16 protein-coding genes are annotated in these 16935 nt (G+C 42.7%); 11 read left to right on the forward strand and 5 right to left on the reverse strand.

Annotated elements, in window-relative coordinates; genetic code table 11:
• Positions 1–45: 45 nt before the first annotated feature.
• Complete coding sequence (locus tag Q4492_RS07735; RefSeq protein ID WP_067866797.1) at positions 46–435, reverse strand: diacylglycerol kinase; 390 nt, start codon at positions 433–435, stop codon at positions 46–48.
• A 183-nt stretch (positions 436–618) separates the two neighbouring features.
• Between Q4492_RS07735 and dusA the strand changes: the two genes are divergently transcribed.
• The 3 genes from dusA (at position 619) to Q4492_RS07750 (ending at position 4614) form a co-directional block, all read left to right on the forward strand.
• Positions 619–1602: a tRNA dihydrouridine(20/20a) synthase DusA gene (gene dusA, locus Q4492_RS07740; protein ID WP_303416668.1), complete on the forward strand. Its 984-nt coding sequence runs from the start codon at positions 619–621 to the stop codon at positions 1600–1602.
• A 20-nt stretch (positions 1603–1622) separates the two neighbouring features.
• Positions 1623–2573: a transaldolase gene (gene tal, locus Q4492_RS07745; RefSeq protein WP_303416669.1), complete on the forward strand. Its 951-nt coding sequence runs from the start codon at positions 1623–1625 to the stop codon at positions 2571–2573.
• Between the two features lie 322 nt (positions 2574–2895).
• On the forward strand, positions 2896–4614 hold the full coding sequence (locus tag Q4492_RS07750; protein ID WP_303416670.1) for an HAD family hydrolase: 1719 nt from the start codon (positions 2896–2898) through the stop codon (positions 4612–4614).
• Between the two features lie 8 nt (positions 4615–4622).
• Here Q4492_RS07750 and Q4492_RS07755 read toward each other — a convergent pair whose 3' ends face one another.
• Complete coding sequence (locus tag Q4492_RS07755; protein WP_303416671.1) at positions 4623–4961, reverse strand: DUF2956 domain-containing protein; 339 nt, start codon at positions 4959–4961, stop codon at positions 4623–4625.
• A 153-nt stretch (positions 4962–5114) separates the two neighbouring features.
• Here Q4492_RS07755 and Q4492_RS07760 point away from each other — a divergent pair, with 153 nt between their 5' ends.
• The 3 genes from Q4492_RS07760 to Q4492_RS07770 all read left to right on the forward strand — a co-directional run bounded on the left by Q4492_RS07760 (position 5115) and on the right by Q4492_RS07770 (position 8242).
• The gene (locus Q4492_RS07760) at positions 5115–6047 is read left to right on the forward strand and encodes a DUF808 domain-containing protein (RefSeq protein ID WP_303416672.1); all 933 of its coding nucleotides are present in this window, start codon (positions 5115–5117) and stop codon (positions 6045–6047) included.
• Between the two features lie 156 nt (positions 6048–6203).
• Complete coding sequence (mgtE, locus tag Q4492_RS07765) at positions 6204–7634, forward strand: magnesium transporter (RefSeq protein ID WP_303416673.1); 1431 nt, start codon at positions 6204–6206, stop codon at positions 7632–7634.
• Between the two features lie 260 nt (positions 7635–7894).
• Entirely contained in the window at positions 7895–8242 is a 348-nt protein-coding gene (locus Q4492_RS07770; protein WP_303416674.1) for a hypothetical protein, read from the forward strand.
• A 189-nt stretch (positions 8243–8431) separates the two neighbouring features.
• On the opposite strand, the gene Q4492_RS07775 is transcribed toward Q4492_RS07770, so the two are convergent.
• Positions 8432–10036, reverse strand: coding sequence for an ABC-F family ATPase (locus tag Q4492_RS07775; RefSeq protein WP_303416675.1), 1605 nt, complete (start codon positions 10034–10036; stop codon positions 8432–8434).
• A gap of 547 nt (positions 10037–10583) precedes the next feature.
• Here Q4492_RS07775 and Q4492_RS07780 point away from each other — a divergent pair.
• The 3 genes from Q4492_RS07780 to Q4492_RS07790 all read left to right on the forward strand — a co-directional run bounded on the left by Q4492_RS07780 (position 10584) and on the right by Q4492_RS07790 (position 14410).
• Positions 10584–11732, forward strand: coding sequence for a Na/Pi symporter (locus Q4492_RS07780; protein WP_303416676.1), 1149 nt, complete (start codon positions 10584–10586; stop codon positions 11730–11732).
• Between the two features lie 14 nt (positions 11733–11746).
• Positions 11747–11971 (forward strand): hypothetical protein, encoded by a 225-nt coding sequence (locus tag Q4492_RS07785; RefSeq protein ID WP_067985494.1) that lies wholly within the window; start codon positions 11747–11749, stop codon positions 11969–11971.
• A 393-nt stretch (positions 11972–12364) separates the two neighbouring features.
• Positions 12365–14410 (forward strand): methyl-accepting chemotaxis protein, encoded by a 2046-nt coding sequence (locus Q4492_RS07790; protein WP_303416677.1) that lies wholly within the window; start codon positions 12365–12367, stop codon positions 14408–14410.
• A gap of 66 nt (positions 14411–14476) precedes the next feature.
• Here the strand turns inward: Q4492_RS07790 and Q4492_RS07795 are convergent, their stop codons facing one another.
• The gene (locus tag Q4492_RS07795) at positions 14477–15040 is read right to left on the reverse strand and encodes a hypothetical protein (RefSeq protein WP_303416678.1); all 564 of its coding nucleotides are present in this window, start codon (positions 15038–15040) and stop codon (positions 14477–14479) included.
• Positions 15041–15079: 39 nt separating this feature from the next.
• Positions 15080–15916 (reverse strand): 23S rRNA (adenine(2030)-N(6))-methyltransferase RlmJ, encoded by an 837-nt coding sequence (locus Q4492_RS07800; protein WP_303416679.1) that lies wholly within the window; start codon positions 15914–15916, stop codon positions 15080–15082.
• 328 nt (positions 15917–16244) lie between these two features.
• On the opposite strand from Q4492_RS07800, the gene Q4492_RS07805 reads away from it, so the two are divergent.
• Positions 16245–16484 carry a hypothetical protein gene (locus tag Q4492_RS07805; RefSeq protein ID WP_303416680.1) on the forward strand — a complete coding sequence of 80 codons (240 nt, stop codon included), beginning with the start codon at positions 16245–16247 and terminating at the stop codon, positions 16482–16484.
• A gap of 43 nt (positions 16485–16527) precedes the next feature.
• Positions 16528–16935 (forward strand): hypothetical protein, encoded by a 408-nt coding sequence (locus Q4492_RS07810; RefSeq protein WP_303416681.1) that lies wholly within the window; start codon positions 16528–16530, stop codon positions 16933–16935.

Genomic DNA, 16935 nt, shown 5'->3' on the forward strand with positions numbered 1-16935 from the left:
ATCAGTACGCTATCTTGACAAGAAAAATGTTCAATATGTGGCAAACTATGAATAATTAGTCCATAGAATGGCCCACCAGATCAACGCCCCCATCCCGAGTGCAACCATCACAACAGCAGACCCTAAATCTTTTGCTAAGCCGGCCAAGGCATGAAACTCTGTTCCCGCACGATCAACAACTGCCTCAATAGCAGTATTGACTAGCTCAAATGCCAGTACCAACAAGCAGGTACAAATTAAGGCTGCTAACTGTATTGGCGTCTCTGCAACTACAAAAGATAAAGGGATTAAAACAGCGCTTGCCCAAGTTTCATAACGAAAAGCCGGCTCTTGTGCGTACGCGGCTTTGAGCCCTTGCCATGAGTATATCGACGCATAATAAAAACGTTTAAACCCTGTGTTTTTTGTTGTAAACCCGTTTTCTTTCTCAGCCATATCGCTTTAAAACCTTTAAATAGACGATGCTCCGATTAAGGCCTTAGGCTAACATTTACCCTAAAGATACCCAACCATTATCAAGCTTTATGCAGCGCAAAAAAATCAGACAGTATATAATCTCGTCCGAGATCTAACATCACCTTTAATGCACCCACTTAATACGATAAGCCCTACACATTAATGACCATAGCTAAAGATACGCTAAACCGTCGTTTCACGGTTGCACCCATGATGGATTGGACAGATAAACACTGTCGTTATTTCCATCGTTTACTCAGTAAAGAAGCGGTTCTCTATACAGAGATGGTGACGACCGGCGCACTTATTCATGCAGAAGCCGACCGTTTTCTTCGTTACAACAAAGAGGAACAACCGGTTGCACTTCAGCTCGGTGGCAGTAATGCCGCAGAACTGGCGCAGTGTAGCAAGATGGCTGAAGATTATGGTTACAATGAAGTGAACCTTAATGTGGGCTGCCCAAGTGATCGTGTGCAAAACAATATGATCGGTGCCTGCCTAATGGAGCACCCACAACGGGTATCTGATTGTCTTGAACAGATGCAAGCGGCTGTCGATATTCCTGTTACGATCAAGCATCGTTTAGGGATTGATGATATGGACAGCTATGATGAGCTAAAAGAGTTTGTCGACGTTGTCCGTCAATCAGGCTGTAAAGTCTTTATTATCCACGCTCGAAAAGCGATTTTGCAGGGACTGAGCCCAAAAGAGAACCGCGATGTGCCACCGTTAAAATACGACTGGGTCTATCGCATTAAACAAGAATGTCCAGAGCTTGAAGTCCATATTAACGGTGGGATTAAAACCATTGAACAATGTCACACACATCTGCAACATGTTGATGGTGTAATGTTAGGGCGCGAAGCTTATCAAAACCCTTATTTATTAGCAGAGGTCGATCAAGCTTTTTATGGCAGCACTGCGCCAATCATTGGCCGCAAAGAAGCTGCGTTAGCTATGATCCCTTATATTGAGGGCCAATTAGAACAAGGTGTCAGCTTAAACCATATAGTGCGCCACATGTTGGGGCTTTTTCATGCTCAACGGGGCGGTAAACAGTTCCGACGCTTTATTAGCGAAAATGCCCATAAACCTGGAGCCTCAATTGAGGTACTCTTAGCAGCACTGGAACGTGTACCCGATTAGAAAACGGATTATTAGATATTATGACAACGCAGTTAGAACAGCTTAAACAGATCACGACCGTCGTAGCCGATACGGGCGATATTGAAGCCATTGCTCGTTTTACGCCAGTGGACGCAACGACTAACCCCTCTCTTATGCTAAAAGCAGCCGAGTTACCGCAGTATAAATCACTGCTTGTTACCGCTAAGGAGTGGGCAACAGGTAAAGGCGGTTCTGAACAGGAACAGCTGGACAATATGACTGACCGCTTAGCGGTTGAAATTGGTCGTGAGATTCTTAATATCATTCCCGGCCGTATCTCTACCGAAGTTGATGCACGTTTATCTTTTAATACCGAAGCAACCCTTGAGCGTGCACGTAAACTGATCAGCCTTTACGCTGAAGCAGGCATAGGTAAAGAGCGCATTTTGATTAAGATCGCCTCAACTTGGGAAGGTATCCAAGCGGCGCGTCAGCTAGAGCAGGAAGGTATCAACTGTAACTTAACCTTGTTGTTTAGTTTTGCCCAAGCTGCGGCCTGTGCGGATGCGGGTGTTTTCCTTATCTCCCCTTTTGTAGGCCGTATTCTTGATTGGTATAAAGCCAATGAAGAGGGTGACTATAGCGGTGCAAATGACCCCGGTGTTCTGTCCGTTACGAATATCTATAACTATTACAAAGCCAATGGCTACAACACTATCGTGATGGGTGCGAGCTTCCGTAATATTGGCGAGATTCAAGAACTTGCAGGCTGTGATCGTTTAACGATTGCCCCAGCGCTGATGCAAGAACTAGAAGATAACAATGCAGCACTGCCCACTAAACTCTCAGCCGCTAATGCCACATCTGAGCAGGGTAAGTTATCCCTGAGCGAAGCGGAGTTCCGTTGGATGATGAATGAAGATCCAATGGCCACAGAAAAACTAGCCCAAGGTATTCGCAGTTTTGCCGCAGACCAAGTTAAGCTAGAACAACTGTTGGCAAAGATCTAAACGCGATGCGCTATATCCCATCGCCTCTAACCGGCGGTGAGCATTAAAAGGCTAACCTTTTCTGAAGGTTAGCCTTTTTTATAGCGTTTTATTTTCCCTGCTGTTTTTCATGGGCGTTTTTCATATTTATCGGCTCTGGCATATTCGCTCTGGCACTCGTTCCGAGCATAAAGGTGAGCTCCTACAGAAAAGGCCTTGCATGTAGGAGGCCAACCTTTGGCCGAAGGGTTAAGAAAAAATACTCCCGTTTCCTGTCTATACTGATATTCATATGGTTCATGACTGTTCTCTACATAGTTCATGATGTATAAGGAGATCCGGTATGCCTAATACAACACAGGCGCGCATTGAAAACAGCGTTCTACTCCCCTGCCCTAATCTGATGTTATTCGACTGGCACGGTACGCTAGTTGATACTCACCAAGCGATGTATCAAGCCATTGAAGAGATGCTAGCTAAACTTGATGAGTTGGACTTAGTACGTCACCTCCTACCTGAAGAAGATGCCAAAACAGAAGATGATGAAAAACTGATCCGTTATATACGTATCTATCGCCACCTTCATCCCCGTGTATTAGCTGAACAGCGCATCTCTAGAACAGACGTTTTCGATGCCATATTTGGTGATAATGATGAAGCCAACCAGATCGCTCACAAAGCCTATAACGATTGCTACCGTCATCACTATGGCAGCGTAAAACCGTTCCAAGATGGAATGTACGAATATCTCATCTATCTTAAAAAGCTTGGGATAAAAATTGGGGTGGTCACCAACCGTAGTCGTGAATTTCTCGACCCTGAATTAGCCCTAGTTGAGGATGGTCGATGGAAAGATTTCTTCGATGTAACCTTATGCGGCGATGAGATGCAGCGCTACAAGCCTGCGCCGGATGCTATGCTACAAGCCGCAAAACAGCTTAATTTAAAGGCTGATGAGCACTTATGGTATGTAGGGGATAGCGTCACCGATATGATGACCGCGACTAAAGCCGGCGTCACTCGTGTTTTCTATAACGGCGCACTCTGGGCACCCCATTGGTTTGAGCAGGTTTTTGCCGAGCACGCCCACCATCGCTACGATCCAGATATTATTATTGATGATTTTGATGAACTACTCGATCTAGTGTTAGCTAGTAAGAAAACCGAGCTATCTCCAACGCTACTTTCTGAACGCCCTGCTCGATTACCGCCCCGCCAACCTAAAGCGGAACACAAAAAACCTGACTGGCACCCTGCGGTTGCAAAACTGACCTACCCTAAAGTGATCCTCTTTGATTGGCATGCCACACTGGTGGATACCTTAGATGCGATGTACCACGCCGTAGATGATATGTTGAAAGAGTTAAAAGAGCTGGGGTTATTAGAGCACCTGGTTGATACCGCTAAGTGCAAATCCCCTGATGATCAACGCCTCGTCGAATATGTCCGTGATAATTTAAGCCTTCACCCGAAAATAAAAATCGACCGTAAAATATCCCGTACTGATATTTTTGAGATTCTCTTTGCTGATAACCATGTGGCAAAAACCTTAGCTCACAAGGGCTTCACAGAGCATTACCGTAAATACTATGGAACCGCCCTTCCCTTTGAAGCTAAAGTAAAAAACATGCTCGAAGGGTTGCGTAAATTAGGCCTTATTGTTGGTGTTATCACCAATAGAGATCGTGAATTTTTTGTCCATGAACTCAACACCGTCGATGGCGGTTGGGCCCATCTATTTGATACCGAGATCTGTGGCGATGATACGGTTGAGCGTAAACCCCACACCGACCAAATACTAAAAGCAGCCGAGAACTTAAATATCCCCCTCGGCGCCGACATTTGGTATGTAGGCGACAGTACCACTGACGTGATTGCCGCCAAATCAGCGGGGATTACTAGTGTGTTTTTTAACGGTGCTCAATGGGATCTACCTTGGTTAAATAAGATTTTCCCCGGTACTGAACGTTACCCATACAAACCTGATGTCGTTGTAAATGACTTCTCTGAATTTTGGGCTTTAGTGCTCTCATGTCGAAAAAACAGACCAAAAAACGAATGAGTCGTTGGCTATGCCACCAGATAAATATACGCAATAAACGCCACCCAACTCAGGAGTAAAAGCGCCCAAGGGAGTTTGCTTTGCTGATAGATAACGTCTGGTGTAAGGGCGCTGTCGTCCGCTTGCTGCGCAGTCAGGCTGCTCGCTTTTTCATTCAACTTACGTTTCTGTTTATCTAAAGCGCGCGCTTTTTCCTTATTGCGTTTTTTATACTCCTCAATCCCTTTTTGAATACCTTGGGCGATCAACTTGGTTTGCTCTTTTGTCTGGCCTGGCTTTTGTGTCGCCTTCGCCACTTGCATCGCTTCAGCAACCACTTCATCCGATACCTTTAATTTCTTCGCCATACATGCTCCTAAGATTTGGCATCTATTATCACTGTAAGTAAGATTGAATAACAGGCTCGATTCTAAATCTGATCAACGACGAGTCAGAGCATATTCATATAAACTCGTTATACTACTCGCTCCTAAATCAACAGCTTATTAAGGATATATAACATGGCTGGCTCCAGCTTTTTCGCGCTAATTGATGATATTGCAACCCTGCTGGATGACGTAGCGAGTATGACAAAAGTCGCCGCACGAAAAACCGCAGGCGTATTAGGTGATGATTTAGCTTTAAATGCTGAGCAAGTCTCCGGTGTTAAAGCTGATAGGGAGCTACCCGTTATCTGGGCGGTAGCAAAAGGCTCTTTGCTGAATAAAATGATTCTTGTGCCTGCTGCTCTGGCCATTAGTTACTTTATTCCTTGGCTGATCACCCCTTTATTGATGCTCGGCGGACTGTTTTTATGCTTTGAAGGGTTTGAGAAAGTATTCCACGCCCTATTCCACTCGAAAGAATCAAAAGAAGCCCATCATAAAGAACTTAAATCGGCGATTGAAAATACAGATGTAGACATTGTTGAATTTGAGAAACAGAAAATAAAAGGCGCTATTAGAACTGATTTTATCTTATCCGCAGAGATAATCGTTATTACTTTAGGCACAGTGGCGGGCGCTGCACTACTCACCCAACTCTCCGTATTAATTGGTCTTTCTTTTATTATTACCGTAGGTGTATATGGCATAGTGGCGGGTATTGTTAGGTTAGATGATATGGGGCTCTATTTAATTCGTAACCCTGATAGCGGCCGTTTTCAGAAAGCCTTAGGTCGAGGAATCTTATCCGCCGCGCCAAAATTGATGAAAGCGCTTTCAATTATCGGCACTATCGCCATGTTTATGGTGGGTGGTGGAATACTTGTTCATGGTTTACCTTTCTTGCATCATTTTATCGAGCAGGTAACGGACGGTTCCGACGCTATATTAATGGTCATTGTCTCCACACTATTAGAGGCATTAAGTGGTGTTATTGCTGGTGCACTTGTTCTTATCCTTGTTCAGGCCATTAAAGCAATTATCCCTAGTAAACTAACAACAGCAGAATAATACTAATCATAAAACGGCTGTTTATTGACCCTATGATTAAGGATAGCTACCTCCTCCTTTAAATACTTATGTAGCTATCCCCTTTAAAGCAAACCGCGTATCGCCTGTAACAATGTGCAAACATAATGCTTAAATATCTATAGCTGGAGCAAGACCTTGTCCGACTCTCACTCTCAACATTTATCACAATCGATCCAGCGTATTCAGTTACTTATCAATCGAAAAGAGGTAATTGAAGCTTGGTTGCATAGCCAGAACAAACAGCCTAAACATTCGCTCGTGGAATCATTAACCCACAGACAGCATTTAACCGAACTTGGCCAGCTCATTAATCGGTTACACCCTGCAGATACCGCTCTACTCCTTGAATCTATTCCACCAGAACAGCGCCCTTTGATCTGGCATTTAATTGATGAAGAGAAAGCAGGTGCTGTATTACTTGAGCTGTCTGATTCAGTAAAACATGAGCTCATTAACCACTCTGACACTCAGATTCTAACCGCCGCTGCCCAGCACCTTGAAAGTGATGAGATCGCCGATTTAGTACAAGATCTGCCAAAAGATGTGGCCCCTGATTTACTCTTCTCCCTATCAAGCGAAGAGCGTGACCGCGTCCGTTCCGCTATGAGTTTTCCTGAAGAGTGCGTTGGCGCTTGGATGGAGTTTGATATGCCCGTTGTCCGTGATGATATATCACTCGATGTCGTACTAAGGTTTTTTCGACGCCAAGGATCTCTGCCTGATAACTCGGGTCAGATCATGGTCATTGATGATTATGGGCATCTAAAAGGAACCCTCGCATTAGAGGATCTATTAACCCATAGTGGCGACCTACCTATAGCCGATGTTCTCGACGATAAGCCCATTACGTTTCACACGAATAGTTCTGCCGAAGAGGCTGCTCGCAGCTTTGAGCGCTACGAGTTAATTGTCGCACCGGTTGTTAACGCCCATAACAAGCTCGTAGGTATACTGCGTGTCACCGCCTTAATGGATTTAATAGCGGAACAGGCCCATAAAAAACTACTCCTTAATGCGGGTTTGAATAAAGAGGAAAACCTATTTGATCCTATATCAAAGTCCGCAAAAAACCGCTGGCCTTGGATCGCCCTGAACCTTTTAATTGTCTTTATTGCTTCACGTATTATTGATCAGTTTGAAACTGTAATTACCCAAGTCGTCGCACTAGCAGCCCTACTCCCTATCACCGCTAATATTGGCGGTAATGCAGGAAATCAAGTGGTTGCGTTAGTTATACGCGGTTTAGCTACAAAACAATTAACTGCAAGCAACACGCTGCAACTACTAAGAAAAGAGCTTTCCATCTCCCTTATGAATGGCCTTATGTGGGGCTGCATTACCGCTTTTATTACCTATCTTCTCTATAGCAATATTTACCTTTCTTTAGTCATGATGCTCGCTATGTTAAGCACTATGTTGTTTGCCTCCCTTATCGGAGTAGCGATCCCCATTGCATTAAAACGTCTTGGACAAGATCCCGCCTTAGGCAGCAGCGTTATCATCACAGGTACTACCGATACATTGGGCTTTTTAATATTCTTAGGGCTCGCCGCTGTGATTTTATAAAACCTTCGGCCAAAGGTTGGGGTTCTATTTAGGAGCTCACCTTTACGCCCCCAACGAATAAATAACACAGCTACACCAAAAAACGCGCCGCCAACTAGGCGGCCAGCTCAGCCGATAAAAAACTCCTACAGTGCTAAGGTTAAATTAAGACTTTTTCTTATATTTACCATCGCTAATTAACCGTATGATTGGGCCTATCCTGTTAACTCAATATTTAGCTGTTATTGATAACCTTTCCTCTACAAGGAATGTAGAAAGTTATGTCCAGCGTATCCTTAAAACTCATTAAAGATTTAGATGATTTTAAATTCATCTATTACTGGGCTTGCCCTCATAGCGGCCAAATCAGCCCTAATCTGCCAACCTTACTGCATGCAAGTGAATGGTTAGTTGACTACCAAGCTAAAAAATATCAAAACACCGAGCGACGAAAATCGACAACAGACCGTCGTAGACGAGCTTATAAATCCAGCTCACCCGATATGGAACTCATCTATTCAAGACGTATTAATCCAGAAGGTCGGCGCGTAACCGATAGACTTCCTACCGTTGACTTAGATATGACGCCGGATAAATGCAGGGAAGTGAGGGATCAATTTATAAACTAATGCAAATAATGCGGTGTTAGATATATCCTCTCTGCCGAAAAACACACATAAAAAAAGCTGAACCCTGTGAATAGATAGACTCAACCCCATTTAAGCGGTCCCACTATCGTCAACAAACAGCTGTTCAGCTTTATTTTAAAAGGTGGCCAACCTAATGGCCTCCTTCAACAATGCCCTTAGTCGTTGTAACTAAGCAACCTTGCTGGCTTTCTCTTGATCCGTTAAGTACTCATCATAGGTACCTTGGAAGTCGATCACTTTATGATCCTTTATCTCAAGAATACGCGTCGCAAGTGATGATACAAATTCACGGTCATGGCTAACAAATATAATCGTACCATCATAATTCGCTAAACCATTATTCAACGCCTCGATAGATTCCATATCTAAATGGTTGGTTGGCTCATCTAAGATCAAAACGTTTGTATCTGACATCATCAGTTTGCCAAACAATAGACGGTTTTTCTCTCCACCTGAACATACTTTTGCTTTTTTGTTGGCATCATCTGCTGTGAAGAGCAAACGCCCCAACATACCACGTACCGCTAGATCATCATGTTTTGGTGTACGCCATTGCGACATCCACTCAAACAAAGTCAGGTCATTATCAAATTCATCACTACTATCTTGTGGGCAGTAACCGATCTCTGCATTTTCTGCCCATTTTATTTCACCATGATTCACGTTAAGTTCGTTAAGCAAGCAACGTAATAAGGTTGTTTTACCAACACCGTTCTCACCGATCACCGCTAACTTAGCACCCGCTTCAAGAATCATATGGCCGCCAGAAAAAAGTACTTCGCCATCAAATCCATGGGAAATATCTTCAATAACTAACGCTTGGCGGTGCAATTTTTGATGCTGTTTCATCGTAATATAAGGCGCAACACGACTGGATGGTTTAACTTCATCTAGTTTTATTTTTTCCATGCGTTTAGCACGGGATGTTGCCTGTTTAGCTTTTGATGCATTGGCAGAGAAGCGGTTTACAAACTGCTGAAGATCGTCTATTTCAGCCGCTTTCTTAGCATTGTCCGCATGAAGCTGTTCACGAATAAGCGTAGATGCTGCAACAAAGTCTTCGTAGTTACCTGGGAATATACGCAACTCACCATAATCTATATCAGCCATATGGGTACAAACTGAATTCAAGAAATGACGGTCATGGGAGATGATAATCATTGTACATTTACGCTGGTTCAATAGCTCTTCAAGCCAGGTAATCGTATGAATATCCAAGTTGTTGGTCGGCTCATCCAATAACAGGATATCTGGATTAGCAAACAACGCCTGCGCCAAAAGAACACGTAGTTTCCAACCGGGAGCAACTTGGCTCATTGGGCCCCAATGCAACTCTTCTGCAATACCAGCTGAAAGAAGAATCTCTCCAGCACGACTTTCTGCGGTATAGCCATCCATTTCAGCAAACTCACCTTCAAGGTGGGCGACCTTCATTCCATCTTCTTCAGACATCTCAGGTAAAGAATAGATACGATCACGCTCTTGCTTAACCTTCCATAGAGGAGCATCGCCCATGATAACGGCATCAATAACGCTGTACTCTTCAAAAGCGAACTGATCTTGGCTCAGTGTGCCAACGGTATAACCCGGTGTAATGGAGACGTTACCGGATGTGGGTACCAGCTCCCCACTGAGGATCTTCATAAACGTTGACTTACCACAGCCATTCGCACCGATAAGACCGTAACGGTTACCATTACCAAATTTGGCTGAAATGTTTTCGAACAAAGGCTTAGAGCCAAACTGCATGGTGATGTTTGCGGTAGAAATCAAAAGAGAGGTACCTAAGAGATAATATGAAGAACACAGGCCCCTACAAAAGGCCTAAATATGGGAGGCGCACTATAAAGATTTATGCCCGAAATGTCGAGGTAAATCGTACAAGAAACACACAATTATACGTATAAAAATTGCCGGCGGGCCTCCCCTATTATTAAATATTTATGCTTTATATTTGTGAAAAACAATCACTCTGCTCCGTTTTAAGTGAAAGAAGCAGGGATGATGAATTCACTGAGCAACTTATACCTTTGATCCACTTTATATAGAGTCAGATAATTAGGTCATAAATAACATGTCGCTAGTACTGCACTAAAAACCATTAGATTAACAATAGAGCGCCTTTATAGACGTACTACTCAAGAAATGCTTTTCACGCCTTACTTCTCTTTAGGTAACACGCATATCTTTTGAACACGCCCCTTTTCCTACTCTATTTTTTGAGGGGGGAGCTTTCTTCTTAACTTATCGTTAGTCATATTTCTGCAAAGTTCCAGAGGTACTATCCATTTGCCTCTCAACTATTAGGTAGAACCCCAACATGGAAAATAATCAAGCGGTACTTCCCAAGCAAAACGAGTATCAAAACTATCTACAATGGATAATGGTTAGCTTTTTAGTCTACTTATTGATCTGTGCTGTTGGCATGATAGGTAGTGGATTTAAAATGGCCTCAGCCGGTCATGCGAGTGAACTCTTTTCTTTCGCTAGCAATCCTTTTGCAGGGCTTGTCGTTGGTATCATAGCCACAGCATTAATTCAGTCATCGTCTACCGTCTCCTCCATTATTGTGGGGCTTGTGGCTGGTGGCCTTCCTGTAGAGCTTGCGGTTCCTATGATTATGGGGGCCAACGTAGGTACATCTATCACGAACACGATCGTCTCCCTTGGTCACGTCCGTGCGAAAGAAGAATTCAAGCGCGCTTTTTCAGCCGCAACCGTACACGACTTCTTTAATTTACTGTCTGTAATGATTTTCTTACCATTGGAAATCGCCTTTGGTCTTTTAGAGAAAATAGGCAGTTGGTTATCAAGCCTATTTTACGGTTCTGGTGACTCATCGATTAAGAGCTTTAACTTTGTAAAAACAGCAACAGCCCCAGTCGTTAATACAGTTAAAGATGTAACCCATTCTTTCGGCGACCAACTTGGCGGTATTGCGTTGATCTTAATTGGTATTGGTCTCATCTTTATTGCCATTACCATGGTCGGTAAGTTGTTGAAAAAGCTGATGGTAGGCAAAGCTAAAGATATTATGCACACAGCGATTGGTCGCGGACCTTTATCGGGTATTGCATCAGGTACTTTAGTCACTATTTTTGTCCAATCATCATCTACAACCACATCCTTAATGGTGCCACTTGCAGGCTCTGGCGCATTCAAATTGAAGGATATTTATCCATTCACGTTGGGCGCAAATATTGGTACTTGTGTGACAGCCGTACTTGCAGCCACCGCTGTGACAGGTAACGCACAAGCGGCACTACAAATCGCCTTTATTCACCTTGTTTATAATATTCTAGGTGTCGTGCTAATTTATGGTCTACCACTACTAAGAAATATACCGGTTAAATGTGCGGAAGCATTAGGTGGAATAGCGGCTGAAAATAAACTTGCCGCGCTAGGTTATATTTTAGGCGTGTTCTTTGTCGCCCCAGCCCTTTGTTTGGGCATTAGCAGCCAACTTTAATTAAGGGGAATCCTATGAGCAATTTACAAATATTGTCCACTGAGAGACTAAACAAATTAATCGATGAAACACAGCTAACACTGCAAGAGTTAAAGCAAGAAGTGATTCGTCGTGAACATCTCAAACAAGAGCATGAGATCAAAGATTTAGAGCACCACATGAGCAGTGCGGAGTTCAATTTGAATAGCATTAAGAATTTTATTGCTTATCTTCTTGAAGAATCCAAAAAGAACAAATAAATACAAAGAGAGAATAATAAAAAACCAATTTCCGAGATGGGAATTGGTTTTTTTGTTTTACATCCCTAAAAAACAATAAGCTTAGCCCACCACCAACCAAAGCCTTCGCGTATTTTTCTAGTGTGTAATCTACCAAGGTTTATTATCTTAAATATCGAGGTACAGCCGCACAAAAAGCCTTCCCTTCACAGGACTATAACTCATCTCGAATTAGCAAATTTCACTAGACCGAACCTACAGAAACTTATCAATATGTATTGTTTTAGATCAAATAAGCAGAACTTAAGTATCAAGCATATGATTTTACTGATTTTAATATTGCTTTTCATAATGTAGTTAAGTAGTTTCGCTACATCGTAAAATAAAAGTTCATCACTTTAGGTTGTCTTTACAATGCCCTCATTTTTCCGTGATTCCTCTATAGTTAAACAGCTTACCTACATAATGTTAGTCATCGTTGTAGTTATATTTACAACATTAAACGTATTTATAAACCGTGAAGTTGATAATGCTTTCATGGAAACCGTTGAGCGATCAGTCGAGCAGCAGGTGGACCACCTATCTCATAATATTGATTTTTTTAATCAAACTCTGCGCCAACAAACCGCTGAACTTGGCTCAGCTTTTATCAGTATGTTCCCCGGTGAAATCACTACAGATGACTTTCTTAAAGACTATGTAGGTCAATACGAAGTACCTCTATTGGTAAATAATGGAGAGGTTATTAGCAACGATTTCAGCAAAGCGGACCAATTTAGCGAACTGACCGGTGCTACTGCGACTATATTTATGCGTGTAGGTGATGACTTTTTGAGAGTGAGCACCTCTCTTCGTACGGCTGATGGAAAACGCGCCATAGGCACGATGCTCGATAAGACTCACCCTGGATATAAACAACTTATTAGCGGCGATGAATATATAGGCCCTGCATATATTTTCGGCCGTCACTACATGACCAAGTATGTCCCCTTTAAAAATGAGAATGGCGACGTAGCGGGTCTTTTTTATGTCGGTTTAGATTACACCTCACATTTAGATGCTCTTAAAGAATCTATTACTCAACTTAGTATTGGTAAAAAAGGTTACGCTTACATTGTTAATCTAGAAGAAGGCGAACACTTTGGTGAGCTAGTTTTACATCCGAACAATAAAGTAAACAAAATATCTGAGATCTCTGAACATGGTAATGAACTGCTAGAGATCATAAAAAATAACCCACGTGGTACTCGACAGTTCTCAGTAAAAGCCCCTGATGGAACAATACAAAATCAACTGATCGCTTTTACACAAAACACACAGTGGAATTGGGGCGTGGTTGTTCAAAGTGACACCGCCGAGTTAACTCAAGCTAAAGACATTTTACTGGTAGAAATGACCGTTATCTCGGTTATCAGCGCCATTGTGATCACCCTACTTCTACTTATTACCTTACGTACTCGTCTTCAACCTATCGCTCAAATATGCAACTACATGCAGGCGATTGGTAAAGGGGATCTAACCACTGTTATCAGTACAGATATGGGTTCCGAAAACAGTCAAAATGAGATCCACTTACTCAGCCGCAGCGCCAAAGCCACCGTTGCAGGGTTACGTAATGTTACTCAACAGTTAAACAACACTATGCAGACAATAACGACACACCTCAATACAGTGTCAGGCGGTATCACCCGCTTAAATGGGGATTTAGATCGCCAACAACAAGAAACAGAGATGGTCGCCTCCGCTATATCTGAAATGACAGCAACCTCCGAAGAGGTTGCAAGTAATGCAGCCTCTGCTGCTCAACAAACACAGCTAGCCAATAACGAAGCTAAAAATGGTGATCAGTTAGTACAACAGGTCGTTAGCTCAATCGAAAGCATCTCTAGTGAAGTGAATGAACTTACCGGCATGATTGAGCAAGTTGAATCTAATAGTAACGCAATCGGCACAGTGATGGATGTGATTCAGAATATAGCTGAACAAACCAATTTACTGGCCCTAAATGCGGCGATTGAAGCAGCACGAGCAGGTGATGCTGGACGTGGTTTCTCGGTTGTTGCTGATGAAGTGCGTAACCTTGCCCAGCAAACAGCCAACTCCACTACCGAAATCAGAGAGATGATCGAGCGTCTACAAGGCAACACTCGTAATGCTGTAGAGCGAATGGAGCTAAGCAACGATAAAGTTAAGTGCAGTGTTGATATGACCTCTCAAGCTGGGGAAGCACTGACCGCTATTACCGCCTCAGTTACCAATATTTCAGATTCGAGTATGCAGATCGCATCGGCCGCTGAAGAGCAAACTGCCGTGAGTGAAGATATCAGTCGCAACGTTGAAAATATTAGTAACATCGCGATGGAAACCGCTCAATCAAGTCAACAGATGGCCAATGCGATCTACGAATTAGATAATGCGGGTAAAGAACTACAGCGTGTTGTGAACCTGTTTAAAACCTAATCAATAGCCGAAATCAGCAACCTACACGCCTAAAGGGCTGTAGGTTGCTCTTAACCCTATAGCGCTTTAATCCCAGGTTATACGGCCAGCACACAGCATACAACCTTTCTCAAAGCTATCTTCAAGATCACCGGTCTGTACCGTTTCACATGTTTCACAGCGACCGGGGGGGCGATGCTCCTCTAAACAGCCTAAACATAACCACTGTTCATCAAATTCAAACACCGTGTCATGGCTTTTACAACAGATATGGCATAAAGCCTGTGCGCCTTCATAATGATCAGCGGGCTCCTCTCCACACACTTTCGGCTCATTCTGCTTAACTACCTCAGTATAAGTGAAAGGATGTGAACAACTAATACAGTGCTGATACTTAGCTCCATCATAGGCACTCACAGTGCCACACTGACAAAGCATACGTACAAAACGTACCCGTGTTCGACACAGCAGACAGTGACTAAAATAGATGGGCGCAAAGCCTTGTTCTTCGACCGCCGCATGATAGCCACATTGAGGACAATCAATTAGCTTAGCCCCATGATCAAGGTGAGCTTGTAACTCTGAGGTCAACGCATCAAACTGACTTTTCAGCGCAGGATCAGTTCTAGAGCAGGCATCTAATACAGACAAAACCGTTTCCTTATATTGATAATATAGAGCTTGCTCAAGCTACTCTTCGACTAACTGATCACACTGGAAAATGGGCTCATCAGTTTCACCTAAAGTCCGCGCTAACTTCGGTAGTAACTTGGTCATTTTATCAAAGAGTCCCCAAGGTGGATTCACTACAATCATGCCCGATGAGGTCATGCCATGCTCATCCGAATCAGGTGAAACACCTAGCTCAAAGCACTGGATATTTTTAATCCCACTGCGGATAAACTTGTTCTTCATCTTATTAATCGTTGCCCGATCGACCACCGGATACCAGAGAGCATACGTTCCTGTAGCAAACTTTTTATGTGCCTTTACTATGGCTTTAACCACCTCATCATATTCAGTTTTAACCTCATAAGATGGATCAATTAAAATAAAGCCTCGACGACTTGCAGGAGGCATAAGCGCATCCATCCCTTTTAAGCCGTCACTACAGGTCACTTTAATCTTCCGCTGTCGACTGGTATTCAGACAGAGATATTGGAAATCTTCTGGATGTAACTCAAACAGCCAAGCACGATCTTGTGGTCGTAAAAAGTATTTCGCTAACAAGGGCGAACCTGGATAAAGATTACTCTTTCCCGCTTCGTTATAAGATTTAATCACCTTAAAATAGCTCGCAAGTTCTGGATAATCGGCTTCCTTCAGCTTACCGATACCATTCACATGCTCCTCTAATTTACGGGCATGTGCCGACTTAAAGTTGAAAAGCCCTGCCCCAGAATGGGTATCAATATATTCAAAGGGTTTATCTTTTTTAGTCAGATGTTCTAACACCTCAACCGCAACAATATGCTTGAGAATGTCGGCAAAGTTACCTGCATGAAAGGAGTGTCTATAACTTAGCAAAGGGATATCTCTTTAGATGATAAGCAGAGAAGAGTCACTGCTGAATAGCGCTATTTTACTTGGAAATAGAGAAACACAAAACGGTTTATCGCAATATAAAAACATTAAGCCGTTAAAGTACACACTGAACCCTTATGCGCTGTTCCTACAACCGTTGCAAGAAACCCTTTTAACGGCCTGCGCTCCAGAAGCAATTGCTACAGCCCACTGCACTTTAATCTATAGAGAGACGATAGATTATAGATCAGCTTCTCATATAGCTTAGGCACAGACCTTCCTATATCTAAATGGTAAAGTAGTGGATCTATCAATTAGATGAAGCTCAATAATGGATAAATTACAGCGTGCAATCGACCTTATAGAGCAGGATGAATGGGATCAAGCTCACAACTTAGTGCAAGATGGTAATAATAAATATTACTACCTTATACACGGCCTACTACATAGAATTGAAGGTGATATTTCAAATGCTCAATACTGGTATAGCAGAGCGAATGAACCACTACCAGACAACACAACCGATGCTGAAACGGATCGGATAAAAACGCTCATTAAGCATCTTGCCTAAGCCAACAGCTAAACCTTAGCGTTATCAACAAATAGGGATATTTGTGAACTTTATCGATAAATTTTCATTACAAAAACATGAAGGTAAATACGAAAACCGCCCTTTAAAATCGTTGCTATATTACAAGGGTCGAGCACTAGGTATAAAAGTCCCCGGCTATATTATTGATAAACAGTTTGAATTTACCCAATACTTTCTCCTATTTTTAAGTTGGGATTGCCCTTTTGAGGAAGGTTGTGAAATTATAGTGCTCAATAAACAACATAAAAGGGTTGCTCACTATAGCTTTAACGCAGCCTACAATAGCTACCATTTACAAGACGTTATAGAACTATCAGACAATCACTATAAATTAATATTTAATACAGTTGATAGCTTTGAGCTCACAATTAATTACCCCAAAAAACATCTGTTTAGCAAAGTCATTAACCTGAGCAAAATTGATCAATAG

The organism is Neptuniibacter sp. 1_MG-2023, from assembly GCF_030547185.1.
Taxonomy (GTDB): domain Bacteria; phylum Pseudomonadota; class Gammaproteobacteria; order Pseudomonadales; family Balneatricaceae; genus Neptuniibacter.

Bases quoted from the DNA above. Each gene is read 5' to 3' on its own strand.
- Q4492_RS07805 (WP_303416680.1), top strand. From the start codon at position 16,245: ATGGATAAATTACAGCGTGCAATCGACCTTATAGAGCAGGATGAATGG.
- Q4492_RS07755 (WP_303416671.1), bottom strand. From the start codon at position 4,961: ATGGCGAAGAAATTAAAGGTATCGGATGAAGTGGTTGCTGAAGCGATG.
- Q4492_RS07780 (WP_303416676.1), top strand. From the start codon at position 10,584: ATGGAAAATAATCAAGCGGTACTTCCCAAGCAAAACGAGTATCAAAAC.
- Q4492_RS07785 (WP_067985494.1), top strand. From the start codon at position 11,747: ATGAGCAATTTACAAATATTGTCCACTGAGAGACTAAACAAATTAATC.
- Q4492_RS07770 (WP_303416674.1), top strand. From the start codon at position 7,895: ATGTCCAGCGTATCCTTAAAACTCATTAAAGATTTAGATGATTTTAAA.
- Q4492_RS07760 (WP_303416672.1), top strand. From the start codon at position 5,115: ATGGCTGGCTCCAGCTTTTTCGCGCTAATTGATGATATTGCAACCCTG.
- Q4492_RS07790 (WP_303416677.1), top strand. From the start codon at position 12,365: ATGCCCTCATTTTTCCGTGATTCCTCTATAGTTAAACAGCTTACCTAC.
- Q4492_RS07735 (WP_067866797.1), bottom strand. From the start codon at position 435: ATGGCTGAGAAAGAAAACGGGTTTACAACAAAAAACACAGGGTTTAAA.
- Q4492_RS07750 (WP_303416670.1), top strand. From the start codon at position 2,896: ATGCCTAATACAACACAGGCGCGCATTGAAAACAGCGTTCTACTCCCC.
- dusA (WP_303416668.1), top strand. From the start codon at position 619: ATGACCATAGCTAAAGATACGCTAAACCGTCGTTTCACGGTTGCACCC.
- tal (WP_303416669.1), top strand. From the start codon at position 1,623: ATGACAACGCAGTTAGAACAGCTTAAACAGATCACGACCGTCGTAGCC.